The sequence below is a fragment of the Chromobacterium sphagni genome, from assembly GCF_001855575.1.
Classification (GTDB): Bacteria; Pseudomonadota; Gammaproteobacteria; order Burkholderiales; family Chromobacteriaceae; genus Chromobacterium; species Chromobacterium sphagni.
In genome coordinates, this window is record NZ_MKCS01000001.1 from 2,037,813 (window position 1) to 2,055,332 (window position 17,520).

Below are 17,520 nucleotides of genomic sequence, written 5' to 3' on the forward strand. Positions count from 1 at the left end.
TGCGACACAATTGAGTACCCGAAAAAATATTCAGAACGCGTTGAGAGACGAGTTCAGGCTTCTTGAGTTTGTACCAGTTTATGTCTGGTGGCCATAGCGAGGTGGTCCCACGCCTTCCCATCCCGAACAGGACCGTGAAACGCCTTAGCGCCGATGATAGTGTGGCATTCGCCATGTGAAAGTAGGACACCGCCAGACGCCCGATAGCGGAACCCCAGCTCAATGAGCTGGGGTTTTTGCGTTTGGCGCGCCGGATGAATTTGTTGAAACCCCATGGACCGATTCCATGGGGTTTTTGCTGTTGCTGCGCTCAGCGAATCATCAAGGTGCCGTGGTCAGGTCTGCCGCAATAACTGCTGAATTTCATATTCGTTCCAGACCATGATGCCATCCAAGTCCAGCAGGCTGGCGGTTACGCCCTTGCCATCTTTCAACGTGGCGGAAAATTCGCCGTCGTAAATCCGCCGGTTGCCGCAGGAGGGGCTGTTGGCCTTCAGCAGCGCTGCATGGCAGCCATGCTGGCGGGCGATGTCCAGCGCCATTTTCGCTCCCGCAACAAAGGCCTGGCTGACATCCAGGCCTTGCGCGGTCTTGACCTGGGCTTGTCGGCGCAACACCGCTGCACCATTGTCGCCGACGATTTCGGCCGCCGGCCGCGGGGTGGGCAGGTCGCCCAAGCACTCAGGGCAGGCCGGGATCAAGTCGAACTGTTGGCGCAATAAGCGCCAGTCCTGCTCTGGCATGGGTTTGGACTGGGCATCGTAACGCACGGGTTGCCCCAGCAGGCAGGCGCTGACTAGTAGAGTCGGCTTGTTCATTTCAGGCGGGCTCCCAGTAGTCTTGCGAGTTGTTGGACTGAGGGCAGGATAGTCTGATCTGCAATTCCCGCATAGCCCAGCACCAATCCGCTGCTGGTGGGGGGATTCAGGAAGTGGCGCGCCAGCGGCCGCAGCCACAGCCCTTGTTGTGCGGCGGCCTGTTGCAACTCCCATTCGTCAAAGCCATTCGGCAGTGTCGCCAGCAGATGCATGCCGGCTTGGCCGCCGGCTATCGGCAGTGCATCGCCCAAATATTGCTTCAATGCGTGGCGCAGCAATTGCTGCCGGCGCAAATAGAGCGCGCGCATATTGCGGATATGGCGCGCGAAGTAGCCCCGCTCGATAAAGTCGGCGACCGCAGCCTGCTGCAGATAAGAGGTTTCACCCAGCAGCCTGGCCTGGCAGCGGCGGAAAGGGTCCACCAGTTCCGGCGGCAACACCAGATAGGCCAGCCGCATCGCCGGAAACATCACTTTGCTGAAGGTGCCTAGGTAGATGACGCGATTGTCCTGATCCAGCCCCTGCAAAGCCGCCAGCGGATTGGCGCTATAGCAGAATTCGCTATCGTAGTCGTCTTCTATTATCCAGCTGTCGTGCTGCCTGGCGCTTGCCAGCAATTGCAGGCGCCGTTCCAGGCTCATGACGGCTCCGGTGGGGTATTGATGCGATGGGGTGACATAGATCAGGCGCGGAGCCGGCGCTTGCGGATCGATCTGCAAGCCATGCCTATCGACGCCAACCGGATGACAGAGCAGGCCGCCGGCCCGCATTGCCGCCTGGGCGCCGCTATAGCCGGGCTCCTCCAGCCAGGCAATCTCGCCGGGCTCTGCCAGCAATTGGGCCAACAGCCCCAGCGCGCTTTGTGCCCCCGAGGCGATGACTAGCTGTTCCGGGCTGCAACGCACAGAGCGTGTCAGGTAGAGATACTGGCTTAGAATGGCTCGCAGCTCGGGCAGCCCGCCGCCATGCTGGTAATGCAGCCACTCCAGCGGCGATTGGCGCTGCTGTCTTGTCAGACATTGCTGCCATTGGCGATACGGAAATTGTTCCAGCTCTGGCAGCCCAGGCACAAAAGCGCCCAGCTTGCCGGTGGGAAGCCGGCTGTACTCCACCAGATGTTGGCCGCGGGCGGAAAGCTGACGCGGCCGGGGGATGCTGACCGCCGGCGGCTTGGCGAGGAAGGCGTCGCAGACATAGGTGCCGGAGCCATGCCGGCTTTCCAAATAGCCTTCCGCGATCAACTGATCATAGGCCGCCAGCACGGTATTGCGGCCTAATGACAATGCTTTGCCCAGTGCGCGGCTGGCGGGCAGCGAGCTGTTGCCGGGCAGTCGCCCGGTGCGTATCAGCTCTTGCAATTGCCGATATAGCTGGCGCGACAGATTGTCCGGCTGGTTTCTTTTCAGGCGCGGCCTGAGGTAATCGCAGATCCAGTCGTTGTTCAAAGTGGTTCCATTCAGAACGCCAAGGTGGTGCTGTCTGCAAGATGACTTTGGTCATAGGATAGCAGCACTCCCAATAAGCAAAGGAAACGCCGTGATCAGCCAGCAAGAGTTTTACGCCGCCAAGCTGACGTATGAAATCGATGCCGCCGATATCGCTTTGGCGCTGTCGCAAGGCGACGCCTCCATCTTGCTGGTGGATGCGCGCAGCGCGGAAGCCTTTGCCGATGAAAGCATCCCGGGAGCAATCAATCGGCCGCACCGGCTGATGACGGCGGAGAGCTGCGCGGATTTGCCGCGCGATGTGACGCTGGTGGCCTTCTGCGATGGAATCGGCTGCAATGCCTCCACCAAGGGCGCGTTGAGGCTGTCGCAGCTTGGTTTCACGGTGAAGGAGTTGCAGGGTGGACTGGATTGGTGGAAGCGCGATGGCTACGCCACCACCCGCGGGGCAGGCTGCGGCAAGGAGATGTGCGATGTTTGCTGATTGGCAGCAGCTGGTGCAGCCAGCGGAGATAAACGCCTTGGGGCAAGCGGTCGGTTCCCCGGTGCCTGATTGGAGCGGCGCGCGGCATCCGCCGCACAAAATCTTGGCGGGGCAATACTGTCGGGTGGAGCCGCTGGATGTGGCGAGGCACGGCGGACAGCTATTCGACGCCCTGCATCAGATGCCCGGCGGCGCCAACTGGACTTATCTCAGCCATGGTCCCTTCCCGACGCTTGAGAGCTGGGAGGACTGGATGGGCGAACATATTGCGCAGGGTGATCCGCAATTCTACGCCATCGTCGATCAGACGGATGGCGTCGCGATCGGGCTGGCCAGCTATCTGCGGATCGCGCCGGCGGATGGCAGCATCGAAGTGGGTTTCCTGCATTTCTCGCCGCGCTTGCAACGCAGCCGCCTGGCGACCGAGGCGATGTACCTGATGATGCGCGAAGCGTTTGCGCTGGGCTACCGTCGCTATGAATGGAAGTGCGATGCGCAGAACTCGCCGTCGGTAAAGGCGGCGTTGCGGCTGGGATTCACTTTCGAGGGCCTGTTCCGCCAGGCGCGTACCAACAAGGGCCGCAACCGCGACACTGCCTGGTTTTCCATCCTGGATCACGAATGGCCGGCGCGGCGGGCGGCGCTGGAGAGCTGGCTGGACGAGCAAAACTTCGATGGCGAAGGGCGGCAGCGTTGCAGTCTGGCGCAGATTGTTGCAATGCGGGGCCGAAATCGCGCAGCGGACTTCATGCCAGCTGTTGGCGGCGCTACAATGGATGCCTGTAACCGTTGATAGTGTCGCCTAATGAAATCTCTGCCGCGCAATGCCCGCATCCGGGGTGAGCCTTTCCTGCCCAACCGTTTCATCTTCGGCGATGCCGTCGATGAGCAGGGGCTGGAGGGTGCCGAGTACCTGGTGCATACCGAGTCCCCCGCCTTCATCTGCAGGCTGGTGGGCAATGACGATACCGACTTTCCGGGCCGCGAGCGCGATGGCCTGGCGAGCGCGGTATTGTTCGATGAGTCGGAGAATTTGACCGTCTATCTCTGCAATCTGCGTTTGCGCCTGTTCGACTTCAATTTTTACGGCGAAATCGAGCCCAGCGTCGGCGAATTGCAGGAAATCTGCGATGAGGCGATGAGGACTTACCAGAGGCTGCACAAGGCTTATGCCGAGCGCGATGCAGCCGGTCCGGAACCGCGCGAAATGCGCACCGGTCCGACCAAGCCCCTGCCGCCGGCCGAGCGCCAGCAGGCGATCGGACAATTGGTGGACAAAGCCCGCCTGGCGGTCGGCAAGCCGATGGAGGGAATGCAACTGGCGGCGGCGGTGCAAATGGCGCTGATGGCTGGCGATCAGGCGGTATTCACCGAGGCGCAGCTGGCCCTGCAGGCGGAGCCGGCTGCGCGTCAGCTGCTGGTGAACAGCGCGCGCGACGCGGTGGCCTTCCCCGAAGTGATCCGCAAGGACGGCACCGTGGTGTCGTTCGAATTGTGGGCGCTGCCTTTTGCCTTTTCCCGCAGCCAGGGCGGCGTCTGGTGGCACTTCCCGCGCCTGGAGCAACTGGAAGTGGCGTTGGCGGACGCACTGGAGGTACCGGAGAAGTCCATTCTATGGATTTCCCCCACGTTGTTCACCGTGGACATGCTCAATGAGCGCGCCTGCCAGGATATGGTCCAGCTGGCGCCCATCATGGATGCCGGCTGCGATTTCGCGCCCTTGAGTCCGGAAGCTTCGCGCGCCACTTACGACGCCGCGCGCAAGACCAACGATTCGCAATTGGTGATGGCCTGGATTCCTTTCCTGGTGGAGCGCGGCGCCTTGCCTATGGACAAGGCGCGCCGGCTGGCGCGCAAGGCGCTGGACGCCTCGATGCCGCTGGTGCAGCAGGCGATTGCGGCTGAGATGGAGTACGGCGAGGCCGAACTGTTCGCGCCTCTGCCCTGGTGGGATGCTTTATCCAGCGGCATGCACGCCTGGAACCGCAAGCGCCTGGGCGTATCGGCGGCGCTGCTGGCCGCCAGCCAGGGCGGGATAGACAAGTTGGAGGCGGTGGCCGAGTATCAGCCGGAAATCCAGGGCTATGAAGTCTCGCTGCGAGTGAAGGGCAATGACGAGATCGCGGCGCGGGTGCCCTGGTTGCTGGTGCCGGACGTGGCGCCGGATCGGGAGGCCAGCTGGCGCGATCTGTCTGACTGCCTGCGCGAGGCTGGGGTGCCGTTGTCGCAGAGCGTGGCGCGCTTGCACTAGTTGCTTGTGCGGAGATGTGGGAAAGGGGCCCTTGGCCCCTTTTTTCTTGCCTGGCTATTTTTGCCAGTAGGTTTTCACGTTGACGAACTCGTATAACCCGAACTCGGACAGCTCGCGGCCATAACCCGACGCCTTGACGCCGCCGAAAGGCAGGCGCAGATCGGAACTGGTGTGACGGTTGATGAACACGCTGCCCGCTTCTATTCGCCTGGCCAGTTGCCAGGCGCGCTCGTCGTCGGCGCTGTAGATGCTGGCACCCAGGCCAAACGGCGTGTCGTTGGCCAGCCGCAGCGCGTCGGCCTCATCGCGCGCGCGCAGTATGCCGGCGACCGGCCCAAAGACTTCTTCATGGTAGATGCGGCAGGATGGGTTGACGTGGTCCAGCACCGTGGCTGGGTAGAAGAAACCGGGCGTATGAGGCATCTGTCCGCCCAGCCGGAGTTGGGCGCCATGATGGCAAGCGTCCAAAACTTGCGCATGCAGCGCTTCGCGCAGGTCGGCCCGGGTCAGCGGAGACAGCGTGGTATCGGGCGAACGCGGATCGCCGGCCTTGAGCTTGCCGGCTTCGGCGCAGAAGGCTTCGACAAAGGCATCCGCTATCTCCGGCACCACAATCATCCGTTTGGCGGCATTGCAGCTTTGGCCCGCATCGCGGAAGCGCGAGTTGGCGGCATCGCGGGCCGCGGTCCGGATGTCGGCGTCGGCGAGCACGATGAAAGGGTTGCTGCCGCCCAGCTCCAGTACGGTTTTCTTCAGATGCCTGCCAGCCAGAGAGGCGATCACCCGGCCAGTATGGGTGGAGCCGGTAAAGGCGACTGCATCGCAATGCCGTATCGCCTCTTCGACCAGATCGGTTTCAATCCAGGCCATTTCCAGTACGGCAAGATCAGCTTGATGGACGACGTCGAGCAAGAGCTGGCTGCACTGCGGCACCGAAGGCGCGGGTTTGACCAAGCAGGCGTTGCCGGCCATCAAGGCCGGAATGGCAAAGCGCAGCACTTGCCAGATCGGATAGTTCCAGGGCATCACCGCGATGACCAGGCCCAGTGGCTCGAAAGCCACGCCGCTGCGGCTGGCCTGAGTCGGAATGTTCTGGGGAGACAGGAGGGCCGGCGCCAGTTCGGCGTAGTAGCGGATCAGTTGCACCGATTTGTCGATCTCGGCCAGGCATTCCCCGGTGCGCTTGCCAACTTCCAGCGTGATCAGGTCGGCTAGCGTCTCGCGCTGCATGGCCAATTGGTCAGCCAGGCCCAGCAAATGGCTGGCGCGCTGGTCTATGGTCAGCCCTGCCCAGGCGAGTTGGGCGTGGCGCAGTCGAGTCAGGCTATGTGCGAGTGTGGCGTCATTCCAGGCGGGGCGCGTGAAGCAGACTTCGCCGGTGGCGGGGTTGCAACTGGTAAAGGCGGTCATGGCTTGAAGTGGATGGCAAAGACCTAAATGTAGCAAAAAAAACAGCCTGGAGTCCCTTGCGACGGTGAACTTGTTCGTCCTGAATCCTGCTTCAGGGTGTTTGATGAGGCAAAGATAGAGGGAATGGTGCAAGAATTGTCGGATCGACAAGATTTTTGAGTTGATATTTTGTAGCAATTTTTATTTATAGATTGTCTTGCTAAGTAGAAAACCTGTTCCATAGGACAGATTCAGGTCTTTCGTACTAGTTTTACATTTCCTCCTGCCCACAAACAACCAAAATCAGGAGGCTTAAGTGAAACAGTTTTATCCGTTGCAGTTGGATGGTTTGGTACTGGATCGTGTCGCGGACGAGCGAACTATGTCTGATCTGCTGGTATTCAGGCACAAGATTTTCCGCGAGAAGCTACACTGGTTGCCCGTATGCGATAGTGGGCTGGACCACGATGAGTACGATGCTGTTTCCGACAATCTGGCGATTTTCCTGGAAGGACGAGTGGTAGGGTCGGTAAGGTTTACGCCTGGCACCGAGCGATACATGTTGGAGCGAGATTTCTCAAGGCTGCTAGTGCCGGATGAAATACTCCGGAAAGGGGCGCGCAGCGCCGAAATATCGCGTTTTGCGGTGGATGCGACGGAATTGGGAGGGAGACTGACAGCTCCTGCATCCAGATTGTTATATCTCAGCTTGTGGCAATGGGCGCAGTGGAACAACATCCGTTGGATGTATTTCGTCGTGGAGCCTTGCATGTACCGCCGACTTGTGACGCTAGGTTTCCCAATTCGGCCAGTAGGTGTCCCACGCCCGCTTGATGGCGGCGTGCTGTCCATGGCCGGCTACTTTGATTGGGAGGCAATGCGCGGCGAAGTTATTCGTTCGTTACGATCGAGGGTGGCATTGCCAGGTGCATGCCCAATACAATGGCATGAGTGCGATTATTCGCATTAAGCTTGCGGATCACGTTGGCGACGTGAAACTTCACTGTCCTCTCGCTGATGTCGAGGATGGTGGCGATTTCCCAGTTGGTTTTGCCGCGGCTCATCCAGTGGAAGATGTCGTACTCGCGTTGCGATAGCGGCATATTGTTCGGAGAGGCCGGAGGAAGATTGGCGATGCGGATGGCCGCCTGGTGCAGATGGGGCGTCAAGCAGTTCAGCATCGCCACCAGCGCGGCGTTGCGGCCAGGTTCACGGCCAGCTAGCGACAGTATGCTGCCGATGTTGTTGCGTTCGGAGGCGGCGCTGAAGGTGACGCCGCTGCCCATTCCGTTGAGATTGGCTTCTGCGATGAATCGTTTTTCTTCGGCCCCTTTGGCACGGTTGAAGCGTTCTTCCCACATTACCGGTCCCTGGCCGACGTGAATGCGCATGATGGGATCGTGTTGGGCGTAGTTTTCCTTCATATACTGATCCAACCATTCTGTCGGGTAGCTGACATTCAACACTCTTTCCAGCCGTTGAATCTGGTTTTGATTGTTGAGGCGTCCGAGGGCCAGCACGATGCGTTCGGAAGGGGCCTGAGATAGGACCTGGTCAAGGAAGATCTTGAGTTCGTTCTCGGTCTCGATGTGACCAGCCATGTGGATCCACTCCAACAAAGTCCATTGCTGCGACGCGGTCAGGCCGGCCGGGAGCGGTCTTGCATTGATGGGTTTTGCGATCACCATGAGCGAGTCTTCCTTGGTCTTGTGGGTTTACACAGGCAGATAGTAGCTCACATGCTCCTTGCATGTAAGACTAGGCTCACTAGAAGTCATATGAATTGTTGTTTTTTTCGTCGTCGAGTATACCAAATTTGCAGCAGCAAAAATCCTAGGAAAATTACTGATAATTCATCATTTTATTTGTCATAAATTCATTCGTTACAAATAGAAACATGTTAACAGTGTAAATGATTTGACTTTTTCTAGGCAGATTGCCACGGTTCTGCGTGGCGCGCGCAGATGCCGATCTTGCTGGGGCATGGTCTGGTGTTACTTTACATATAAGTATTTGTTTATGTTTTGATGCGGGCAAAATTTTACTTAGCTTGGTGACGCATGTCGCATGCGATGCAAGGTCATCGGCATAAGTTGTAAGCAAAGGCTAATAAATTCTGGCAAGCAAACGCTTAAAAGCGCATAATTGCATCGCATAAAATAGCGATAAAGCAAGATCTGGAGCCGATTGGCATGATAGATCGGAATGGCGGATCGGGGATGTGGGATTTGCAGATGGTGCGACCGGAGTTGTGATCACGGTTTAATTTAAAATATATCCTTTAATACTGTACAGAATTGATGTAATCTTTTTAAAGAAAATACATATAATTCTGCGGACGGTTGTGCTTGTCGCTTAATCCGCTGGATCGGCAAGCATACACGCCAGTTCAGGAATCGCCCCGCTTATGGATACCTTAAAAGCTCTCATGGTCTTCATGACCACGGCCGAAAACGGCAGTTTCTCGGACGCCGCGCGCAAGCTCGGCGTATCGCCGGCTGCCATCAGCCAGAGTATTGCCCGTCTGGAACAGGAACTGGAAGTTCGCCTGTTCAACCGAACCACCCGCCAGCTGACGCTGACCGAGGATGGCCGCCGTTTCTATGCGCAGTGCCGGGGGCCCGTCAACAATCTGGATTCGGCCATCAATCAGCTGAAGGCCAGCCGGGACGAGCCCGCCGGCCATTTGCGGGTCAGCATGCCCAATTCCTTTGGCCGGCGCTTCATTCTGCCCATCATGGGCGAGTTCTGTGAACGCTATCCTAAGGTCCGGGTGTTTTTCGGCCTGGACGACCATTTTAGCGATCTGATCGAGGACGGCTACGATGTCGGCGTGCGCACCGGCATGATGCCGGACAGCCGGATGGTGGCGCGCAATCTGGCGCAGATGCCGCTGTACGTGGTGGCGTCGCCGGATTACTGGGATCGGCATGGTCGGCCTTCCTCTCCGGAGGAGTTGGGCGGCTACGATTGCATCAATTTCCAGTTTCCGACTTCCGGCCGCCTGTTCAAGTGGGAGTTCGACCGCAAGGGCGAGCGCATCCCGCTGGAAGTCAACGGCACCTATACATTGAACGACATGGAGGCGGTGGCCGAATTGGCCCGCCTGGGCATGGGGGTGGCGCAGCTGCCGGGGCACGAAGTGGTGCACTTGATACGTAGCGGCGAGTTGGAGCCGGTGTTGACCGACATGGTGTCGCTGGAGCGGTCGATCTACATCTGCTTCCCGCATCGCGACCATATCGCGCCGCGTACCCGGGTATTCGTCGATTTCGTGGTGGAGAAGCTGGCCGATCACCCGGACATCATGGCGGACCTGCCGGGCCTGGACCTCTCGGCCAAGCGCAGCGCCCTGTTGCAGAGCGTGGTCTGACGCGAAACGGAACTGCTTTTGCCTCAAGCTCGAAGCCGGCCATGCGCCGGCTTTTTCACGCCTGCAGCTGCGATGCCTCCGAGGTTTGGGCATCGCCGACCACCCGGTTGCGCCCTGCCTGCTTGGCTGCGTATAGATGCATGTCGGCGCGGTGCACCAGGCTGTCCGGGGTGTCGTCGTCGGTCAGGGTGGCCACGCCTATGCTGGCGGTGACTTGCGCCACCGGGGCGACATCGATTTCCTTCAAGAGCGCGCTGATGTTTTCCGCCAGGGTCAGCGCGCCTTGTTGCTCGGTTTCCGGGCAGATGACGATGAATTCCTCGCCGCCCCAGCGCGCGATGGTGTCCAGCTGGCGCGCGCGCCTTTGCAATACCTTGCCGAAACGCTGCAGCACCATGTCGCCGATCAGGTGGCCGTGGGTGTCGTTGATGCTCTTGAAATGATCCAGATCGATCAGCAACACCGAGTAGCGGCGGCCGCTGCGGTAGCTGCGCTCGGTTTCCCGCTGCAGCGCCTGGTTGGCGCGGCGGCGGTTGGCCAGGCCGGTGACTTCGTCGCGCTCCGCCTGTCGCCGCAGCGCCTTGAGCAGGCTGCTGGCCTCCTTAAGGCGGCGCACGGCGAAGATGGACATCGAGATCGCCAGCGTGAAGCCGATCAGCAACACCTCGTCCAGCGAGCTGTCCGGGTGACTGTGGAACCAGTCGTCCAGCTTGTCGAACAGCTCGAAATGCACGAACAGCAGGAAGCTGATCAGATTGAAAAGCGCGATCAAGGCAAGTTCGGTCTTTATCCGCCGCGTGCTGAACGGCCAGTGTCTCATGGCGCCTCTGTTTCATGCCGGTCTAGCTTCTTGCTAGCCCATCGCATCCGCAGGGGCAAGAGGTATGGCTTCAGCCTGCCATCAGGCGGGCTAGCGGGGTTTGGCTCCAGTCCACGCTGTCCAGCAGGTTTTTGACGATCAGGCCCAGCTCGGTGTCGCCCTCGATGCTCAATTTGCGCTGGAAGAACAGGGTGTCGGGGTCTTCCGCGCGCAGCAGCATGCGGGCGAAGTCGCCGCAATTGGCGGCGAGTTTGAGATCCGGTTCGCCGCAGCCCAGCGTGAAGCGCCGCTGGTCGGCGCTGAAGTCCAGCTGCAGACCCGCATCCTGCAGGCAGACGCGGAAGCGTTTGCCCGCCAGCAGGTCCATGTCGGCGGGGAGGATGCCGCGGCTGAGCAATTGGTTGAGCCCGGCCACCAGAAGCCAGCTGGGCGGCGCGGCGGGCAGGCGCGCCAATAGCTTGGCGATACCGCCGGGCAGCGGCCGCTCAGGAATGCGCATGATGGTTCTCCAGCGGATGGATGCCGGCCTGGCCGCGCCAATAGCCGTCTACCGGAAGTCCGGGCGCCAGGCGGCTCAGCTCCGTCATCAGGCCGGCCACTTCGCTCTGGCCGTCCAGCACTTGGCGGAAGGCGCGTACCACGGCGCCGGTTTCTTGGGCCTGCGGGCTGATCCGCACCCGATCCACGCCGATTGCCGCCATCCCGCACAGATGCTGCAGCAGCGCTTGGCAACCATCGGACAGGGTCTGAGTGCCGTTGATGGCGAGGAAGCCTTGGCCGTCGCGGGTGGACAGCCTGAGCCCGTCTGGATGTTCCAGGCAGCGGAACTGGCAGTCGTCTTTGTTCAGCTGGTAGTGGCGGGCGGTGAAGCAGCGCGAGGACAGCGCCAGCGGCAGCCGGCCCCAGGCGAAGACTTCGGTTTCGATGTCCAGTTGCCGGCGGCGGGCGGCTGTCAGCACCGCGGCCAGGATGTCGCGGCTCATTTCCACCGGCGGCAGCCAGCGGTAGGCGCCCAGCGAATGCATCACGGCCAGGGTGTCGGCGTTGTAGATGTTCAAATGGGGGCCGGCGACGAAGGGCAGGTTCCGCTCGCGGGCCAGGCGGGCGGCGCCCAGATCATTGGCTTCGATGGCCAACTGACCGTTGTCCGCCAGCCTGCGCAGCCGCTTGAGGTCGGATTCGCTCTCTAGCAGCGCTTGGCAGGACAACACCACTTCACGGCCGGCGGCGGCCAGCTCGGCGGCCAGGGCGATCCAGTCTTGGCTGCGCAGCTGTTGGCGGCGGCCGCACACCACTTCGCCCAGATAGAGGGTGTCCAGCGGCCAGTCGGCGGCTTCGGCGTAGAAGCGCAGGATGTCGTCGCGGTGCCAGAAAAACAGCACCGGACCGAGGGCGAGCTTGAGAGGAATGGTGGGCATGCTGGTTCCCATGATGGGCGCGCTCATTTCCATGGCCGGTCGTAGGCGCCCAGCGTTTGCTGCCGCCCCTCTGCCACCTTGGCCAGACCTTGCTGCCAGGCCGGTTGCAGCGCGAAGCGCTGGCGTTCGCGGCCGGCGGCGTCCAGCGCCTCGCGCAGGATGCGGGTGACCTGGCCGACGTAGGCCGGGCTGCGCTGGCGGCCTTCCACCTTGATCGCCGCCACGCCGATGTCCAGCAACTGGGGCAGCATGGCCAGCACGTTCAGGCTGGTGGGCTCCTCCAGCGCGTAATAGGTGTCGCCTTGCACTTCGAAGCGGCCTTTGCACAGTGTGGGATAGCCGGCCGGCTGGTCTGGGGTGTACTGGTCGATCAGGATGCCGGAGAGGCGGGCGTCCAGGCTGCGCGGGGTGTGCCGCCATTCTACGAACTTGGCCGGCGAACAGACGCCGTGCGAGTTCGGCGACTCGCCGGTGGCGTAGCTGGACAGCAGGCAGCGGCCCTCCACCATCACGCACAGGCTGCCGAAGCCGAACACTTCGATTTCGACGTCGCTGTGCTCTATCACCTGGCGCACCTGCTCCAGCGTCAGCACCCGCGGCAGCACCGCGCGGCGGATGCCGAATAACTCCTGCGCCAGCCGGATGGCTTCGTAATTGGTGGCGGAGCCCTGTACCGACAGGTGCAGGCGCAAATCGGGATGGCGGCGGCTGGCGTAGGACAGCAGGCCCATGTCGGCCAGGATCACCGCGTCCACGCCCAGATCGGCGGCCTGGTCCACCGCGCGCTGCCAGCGGCTGATGTCGCCGCCCTGGGCATAGGTGTTGATGGCCATCAGCACCTGGCGGCCGCGCTCATGCGCGTAGCGGATGCCGATGCGGGCGGTGTGGTCGTCGAAGTTGAGACCGGCGAAGTTGCGGGCGTTGGTGTCGTTTTTCAGGCCGAAATACACGGTGTCGGCGCCGTGGTCGACGGCGGCCTTCAGCGCGGGCAGGCTGCCCGCCGGACACACCAGTTCCGGCAGTTGCTGACTGGCAGGCATGGGGAAGTCGCAGGGTGAGGGAAATGCGGCGACAGTATCAGAAGCGACAACCCCGGCCTTTGTTCTGGGTCAAGCGCACCGATCAGTCGCCGGCCAGCCGCTCCGGCGCGCTCAGGCTGAGGGTATCGCTGTCGCCCTGGCTGTCCACCCAGCGCACGTCCACGCTGATCGTGCCGCTGGCGGCGCGGCTGCGGCACTGGAAGCGCGAGAGGGTGCCGCTGGCCGCTGCTGGGGCATAGTCGGGCCGGCGGCAGCCGCCGCTGTGCCTTTGCTCCAGCACCGCTTGCGCCAGATTGGTGGCGGCGTTGTAGTCGTTGGCGGCGATCTGGCTGTGCAGCAGTTCGGTCTGCAGCCTGAGCAGGCCCAGCACTCCCACCGCCAGCACCAGCAGGCTGATCATCATTTCCAGCAGCGTGAAGCCGCGGTGCGCGCCGGGCTTCATCATTCGCTGTCCATCCAGCTGTAGGGCAGCGCTTCCACTGCGCGCTTGCCATTGCCGCCGCCGTTGTCGGGCTGGCTACCGGGCTGGAACGATTCCGGCAGGTTGCGCAGGTCTATGGTGGTGCTGGCGCCCCAGCGGTGGGGCTGGCCGGCGCCGGCGCGACCTTGCCGCGCGGCGGTGACGTAGCCGTGTATGGTGGTGCTGCCGCCGGAAAACAGCATATTGCCGGCCCAGACGTTGCCGTGCACCTGGCTGGAGGCGCCCAGCGTGATGTCGCCGCCCTGGTAGCCGCCACCCGCGTAGCCGCCGGCCAGCAGCACCGCATTGCCTATCGGCTTGCCCTTGAACACGCCCAGGCGGCAGTCGTCTTCCGGATACAGCGCGGGAAAGTCGTTGTTGCGGCAGATGCCTATCGCGCCGGCGTAGTTCACCGCGTAGCTGCTGTGCTGGCCGCTGGTGGCGATGTTGCCGCTGGCGATGAAGCTGTTGTGGTAAACGCCGTTGCCCACTTCCAGATTGCCGTCGAACCACAGGATGCCCGGCGCCATGGTCCGGCTGTCCAGCCGCCACTGGCCGGGGCGGCTGCCGGCGAAGCAGTCGTTCTGCGGCGCGTGGCCCTTGCAGATCAGCTGCGCCGGTGCGCCGCTCTTGCAGCGGCCCTGGTTGTCGGTGTCGCGGCACAGGTAGTTGGGCAGCTGGCTGTCGGGCGACAGTCCCAGCCGGTAGACGCCGTCGTCCAGGCCGTGCACCTTGCGCACCATCACCTGGATGCGGCCATGGTCGAACTCGAAGCGGTAGTGCGCCTCGTTCTTGAAGTCGAATGCGTCTATGCGCGGCCGGTCGATTTGCAGCATAGGCACCGGCTCCAGCTTGATCTGCAGCTTGGGATCTTGGATGACGCGAATGTCCGGATTGTTGGCGTTGAAGTTGGCGTGGCCGGCGATGGCGCCGGATATCGGCGCGCCCCAGCCCTGGATCGACAGGTCTCCGCGCGCCTGCAGCGCCTCCATGCCGCCGGACTGATGGATCTCCACCTTGCCTTCGGTGTCCAGCCGGCCGAAGCGGGCGCCGCCCATATCGATTTTGACGTCGCCTTTCACCTCGGCCGCGCGCACGGCCGGATCCATGCCCGGGCTGCTTAGGAACTGGGCATTGCCGTTGACCCGCGCCAGTTGGGCGATGGCGGCGTCGCCGCGCAGCGTCAGATTGCCCACCGCCTTCACAGTTTGGTAGCGGCCGTTGGCCAGCTCGATATTGCCGTTGGAGTGCAGGGTGTTGATGGTTTGCGGGCCATTGATGGCGATGTCGCCGGTGCTTTGCAGCGTGGAGATGCCGTTGATCGAGCCGCTGAGGGCGACTTTGCCGTCCACCGCCATCTCCACCGGCTTGTCGCTGAGCAGGTCGACTGCGCCGCTGAGGTCCAGGTCGCCGATGATGGCCAGCGCGACCGGGCTGTCCGCTCCGCGGCCGCCCAGCCTGATGGTGCGCTGCACCGTGACGCGGTGGCCGTCGTACAGGCCGGTGCTGGACAGGCGGATCAGATTGGGCAGGATTTCGGTCTGCGCCAGCTGGTAGCGTTCGGTGCCGCGCAGTGGCATGCCGGCGGCCAGCGCGGCCTGCGCTTGGTTCAGGCCTTCCTCGGCATAGTCCAGCGCCTGGTGGTAGCGGTGCTGGTTCTGCGCGTTGGCGTGGGCCAGCAGCAGCTGGCGCGAGGCGGCGATCAACACCAGGCTGGCGACGGCCAGCAGCGTCAGCACGGTGAACAGCGTGGCCAGGCCGCGCTGGCGGAGGGGCTTCATCTCACCTCCACGGCGGGGCGGTTGCGCAGCGCGATGCTGGTGCGGATATCCAGCTTCTCCTCTTCGCCGCCCGGCGGCGTGTGCGCCGCCACTTCTACCCCGATCGCGTGGTCCGAGCGGTCCTCGGTAAAGCGCAGCGTGTCGATGATGCCGATGTCCGGCTTGCTCAGATCGTCCCATTTCGCATCGGCGGCGTCGCATTTCCAGCCGGCCTCGTCCGCGCTCAGCCGCTGCAGCCGGCCGCGCTGGGCATCGTCCAGCTTCAGGCGGAAAGCGAAGTAGCGCTGCCCCCCCTTGGGTTGGTTGGGCGGGGTGTCATAGCCGTAGCGCAGGCAGTGGCCACTTTGTTCGATATAGATGCGGCCATAGGGATTAGTCCCGGCTCCGCCGTCGCTGTCCCAGTAGCCGGCGCGGCGCAGCTCCATCGCCATCAGCGACAGCGAGGCGTCCACCATCGCGCCCAGCCGGATCTGGCGCCGCTCGCGCGCCTGGCTGCCCAGCAGGTTGACCAGCAGGCCGGACACCGCCAGCAGCAGCAGCAGGCCTATGGTCATGCCCACCAGCAATTCCAACAGGCTGATGCCGCGCGCGCGCCTCAGAAGCATGTGCCGGCCTCGCTGCTGATCAATCCGGTGGCCAGCAGCCGCAGGCGCGCTGGCCGGCAGGCAGGCCGGCTCAGTTGCAGCTCGGTTTCGGTCAGCAAGCTGCCATCGGGGTTTTGCGGCATGCCGCGCAGCGGGGAGAACGCCAGCTTCAGCGCCAGGGCCTGGCCTGGCCGGCTGAGGGCGATGCCGGCGTGCTGCGCGCTGCCGATGCAGCTCAGATCGCGTCCGGCGTCGCAGCCTTTGCCGCTCTTGTGCTCCGATACCCGCAGCAGCCAGCCGGCGCCATCCCGGCTGAACTCCACCCACACCAGCTTCTGGCGCGTGGTGGCGGTCTTGCGCGCCAGCTCCAGGCTGTGGGTGATGTCGTCCAGCGCGCTCTGCAGCTGCTGGCCCGCGATCCAGCGGCCCAGAGCCGGCAGCGCCAGGGCCAGAAGCAGGGCGGCGAGGGTGATCACCACCAGCAGCTCCAGCAAGGTGACACCGCGGGCGGGCGGCCTCATCGTTTGCCCCAGCAGGGCAGAGGCGTCAGGCTAACCGTGTGCTGGCGCTGGGTGAGGGTGATTTGCCGGCACTCGCTGTCGCCGGCCTGGGCGCCGCCTTCGCGGACGGTGGCCTGGACGAAGTAGCTGGAGGCGGGATCGCCGGCGCTGCCGGTGGACAACTGGTAATAGCCCTGGCGGCTGCCGCCGCCGAACGGGGTTTTCAGTTCGGCCAGATCCTTGGCGTAGGCCGGGTGGAAGCCGCGGTAGCGCAACTGCGCCTGCTGCAGCTGGTACAGCGCGTCCAGCGCGTCGCTGCGCCGGCTGCGCTGCATATAGCCCTGATAGCCGGGAACGGCGAAACCGACGATCAGCGCCGCCACCGCCAGCGCGATCAGCAGCTCCAGCAGGGAGAAGCCGCGCGGCGGCGGCGCAGGAGAAAGGGGATGTGCCGGGGGAGTCATCTGGCCGCGGGCTCCGACATCGATTGCTGGGAGCGGAAGGGCGCCCTGCAGGGACGTGGAGACAGCCGGCGAGGGTGTCGCGCCCCTACTGTGTCCTAGCGTCCGCATCGGGCGCAGTCAAGGGCGGCGATGCGGCTTACAGCAGCGGCAGCGCCATCTTGGTGCGGGCAACCAGCAGGATATAGGCCACCACCGCCAGCGCGGCGACAAAGGCCAGCAGCCGGCTTTTGGGCGTGGCGCCGCGGCGCAGCGCGATGCTGCCCAGCACGATGTAGGCGACAAGGCCGGCGATCTTGGCCAGCAGCCAGGGGCTGTGCAGCACCGGCCAGCCGCCCATCACCACCAGTGCGATGGCACAGGCCAGCAGCAGGGTGTCTATCAGATGCGGCAGGATGCGCAATGGTTTCATGGCCAGCAGATGCTGGCGGCCGCTCAGCATCAGCCCGCCGCGCGCGGCGAACAAAAGTATGGACAGGAAGGCGAAGCCCATATGGGCGTGCTTGACGATCAGGTAGGGATACATGGACGGAAGCCTGAGGAGGCGCGGGAGGCGCCGACGCCCGCCATGGTACACGGCGGCGGCGGCGATTTGTAGCGCGTTCGGGCGGGCGGGGGCCGGCGGAGGATGGCATGGGCATCGTCATGGCGGAATTGAATGCTTTTTAAGCGGGGCGGATATTGACCGTCGTCAAT

The 17,520-nt window shown here is 62.9% G+C and carries 19 protein-coding genes and 1 rRNA gene; 6 read left to right on the top strand and 14 right to left on the bottom strand.

What is annotated here, in order from left to right; translation table 11 throughout:
• Positions 1–83: 83 nt before the first annotated feature.
• Positions 84–198: ribosomal RNA gene (gene rrf / locus BI347_RS09710) — 5S ribosomal RNA — on the top strand.
• A 137-nt stretch (positions 199–335) separates the two neighbouring features.
• Here the strand turns inward: rrf and BI347_RS09715 are convergent.
• The gene (locus BI347_RS09715) at positions 336–818 is read right to left on the bottom strand and encodes a 2-thiouracil desulfurase family protein (RefSeq protein WP_071115785.1); all 483 of its coding nucleotides are present in this window, start codon (positions 816–818) and stop codon (positions 336–338) included.
• Entirely contained in the window at positions 815–2,263 is a 1,449-nt protein-coding gene (gene pdxR, locus BI347_RS09720) for a MocR-like pyridoxine biosynthesis transcription factor PdxR (protein ID WP_071114347.1), read from the bottom strand. The genes BI347_RS09715 and pdxR overlap by 4 nt, the downstream gene beginning before the upstream one ends.
• Positions 2,264–2,354: 91 nt before the next feature.
• Between pdxR and BI347_RS09725 the strand changes: the two genes are divergently transcribed.
• Genes BI347_RS09725 through BI347_RS09735 form a run of 3 tightly spaced genes read left to right on the top strand, consistent with a single transcriptional unit; the run spans position 2,355 to position 4,998 of the window.
• Positions 2,355–2,747, top strand: a complete 393-nt coding sequence (locus BI347_RS09725; RefSeq protein ID WP_071114348.1) for a rhodanese-like domain-containing protein — start codon at positions 2,355–2,357, stop codon at positions 2,745–2,747.
• Positions 2,737–3,540 carry a GNAT family N-acetyltransferase gene (locus BI347_RS09730; protein WP_071115786.1) on the top strand — a complete coding sequence of 268 codons (804 nt, stop codon included), beginning with the start codon at positions 2,737–2,739 and terminating at the stop codon, positions 3,538–3,540. The genes BI347_RS09725 and BI347_RS09730 overlap by 11 nt, the downstream gene beginning before the upstream one ends.
• Before the next feature lie 12 nt (positions 3,541–3,552).
• Complete coding sequence (locus BI347_RS09735; protein ID WP_071114350.1) at positions 3,553–4,998, top strand: hypothetical protein; 1,446 nt, start codon at positions 3,553–3,555, stop codon at positions 4,996–4,998.
• 54 nt (positions 4,999–5,052) lie between these two features.
• On the opposite strand, the gene BI347_RS09740 is transcribed toward BI347_RS09735, so the two are convergent.
• The gene (locus tag BI347_RS09740; RefSeq protein ID WP_071115787.1) at positions 5,053–6,408 is read right to left on the bottom strand and encodes an aldehyde dehydrogenase family protein; all 1,356 of its coding nucleotides are present in this window, start codon (positions 6,406–6,408) and stop codon (positions 5,053–5,055) included.
• Between the two features lie 361 nt (positions 6,409–6,769).
• Here BI347_RS09740 and BI347_RS24965 point away from each other — a divergent pair, with 361 nt between their 5' ends.
• The gene (locus BI347_RS24965; protein WP_420837176.1) at positions 6,770–7,357 is read left to right on the top strand and encodes an acyl-homoserine-lactone synthase; all 588 of its coding nucleotides are present in this window, start codon (positions 6,770–6,772) and stop codon (positions 7,355–7,357) included.
• On the opposite strand, the gene BI347_RS09745 is transcribed toward BI347_RS24965, so the two are convergent.
• Positions 7,278–8,075: a LuxR family transcriptional regulator gene (locus tag BI347_RS09745; protein ID WP_071114352.1), complete on the bottom strand. Its 798-nt coding sequence runs from the start codon at positions 8,073–8,075 to the stop codon at positions 7,278–7,280. The genes BI347_RS24965 and BI347_RS09745 overlap by 80 nt on opposite strands.
• 719 nt (positions 8,076–8,794) lie before the next feature.
• Between BI347_RS09745 and BI347_RS09750 the strand changes: the two genes are divergently transcribed.
• The gene (locus BI347_RS09750) at positions 8,795–9,760 is read left to right on the top strand and encodes a LysR family transcriptional regulator (RefSeq protein WP_071114353.1); all 966 of its coding nucleotides are present in this window, start codon (positions 8,795–8,797) and stop codon (positions 9,758–9,760) included.
• Positions 9,761–9,815: 55 nt separating this feature from the next.
• Here the strand turns inward: BI347_RS09750 and BI347_RS09755 are convergent, their stop codons facing one another.
• From BI347_RS09755 to BI347_RS09800, 10 genes are all read right to left on the bottom strand, one after another.
• Positions 9,816–10,580 (bottom strand): GGDEF domain-containing protein, encoded by a 765-nt coding sequence (locus BI347_RS09755; protein WP_071114354.1) that lies wholly within the window; start codon positions 10,578–10,580, stop codon positions 9,816–9,818.
• A gap of 70 nt (positions 10,581–10,650) precedes the next feature.
• Entirely contained in the window at positions 10,651–11,079 is a 429-nt protein-coding gene (gene ubiT, locus BI347_RS09760) for a ubiquinone anaerobic biosynthesis accessory factor UbiT (RefSeq protein ID WP_071114355.1), read from the bottom strand.
• Positions 11,066–11,998 carry a U32 family peptidase gene (locus BI347_RS09765; RefSeq protein ID WP_071114418.1) on the bottom strand — a complete coding sequence of 311 codons (933 nt, stop codon included), beginning with the start codon at positions 11,996–11,998 and terminating at the stop codon, positions 11,066–11,068. Before BI347_RS09765 ends, ubiT begins: the two co-directional genes overlap by 14 nt.
• 23 nt (positions 11,999–12,021) lie before the next feature.
• Complete coding sequence (gene ubiU, locus BI347_RS09770) at positions 12,022–13,038, bottom strand: ubiquinone anaerobic biosynthesis protein UbiU (protein WP_071114356.1); 1,017 nt, start codon at positions 13,036–13,038, stop codon at positions 12,022–12,024.
• A gap of 82 nt (positions 13,039–13,120) precedes the next feature.
• A complete protein-coding gene (locus BI347_RS09775; protein WP_083338787.1) occupies positions 13,121–13,483 on the bottom strand; it encodes a type IV pilus modification PilV family protein in 363 nt (120 codons plus the stop codon).
• A complete protein-coding gene (locus BI347_RS09780; protein ID WP_071115788.1) occupies positions 13,480–15,279 on the bottom strand; it encodes a DUF4097 family beta strand repeat-containing protein in 1,800 nt (599 codons plus the stop codon). The genes BI347_RS09775 and BI347_RS09780 overlap by 4 nt, the downstream gene beginning before the upstream one ends.
• Positions 15,276–15,884, bottom strand: coding sequence for a PulJ/GspJ family protein (locus BI347_RS09785; RefSeq protein WP_071115789.1), 609 nt, complete (start codon positions 15,882–15,884; stop codon positions 15,276–15,278). Before BI347_RS09785 ends, BI347_RS09780 begins: the two co-directional genes overlap by 4 nt.
• Positions 15,875–16,384 (bottom strand): GspH/FimT family pseudopilin, encoded by a 510-nt coding sequence (locus BI347_RS09790; protein ID WP_083338788.1) that lies wholly within the window; start codon positions 16,382–16,384, stop codon positions 15,875–15,877. The genes BI347_RS09785 and BI347_RS09790 overlap by 10 nt, the downstream gene beginning before the upstream one ends.
• Entirely contained in the window at positions 16,381–16,827 is a 447-nt protein-coding gene (locus BI347_RS09795; RefSeq protein ID WP_071114361.1) for a type IV pilin protein, read from the bottom strand. The genes BI347_RS09790 and BI347_RS09795 overlap by 4 nt, the downstream gene beginning before the upstream one ends.
• A gap of 136 nt (positions 16,828–16,963) precedes the next feature.
• Positions 16,964–17,350, bottom strand: coding sequence for a SirB2 family protein (locus tag BI347_RS09800; RefSeq protein WP_071114362.1), 387 nt, complete (start codon positions 17,348–17,350; stop codon positions 16,964–16,966).
• Positions 17,351–17,520: the final 170 nt, after the last annotated feature.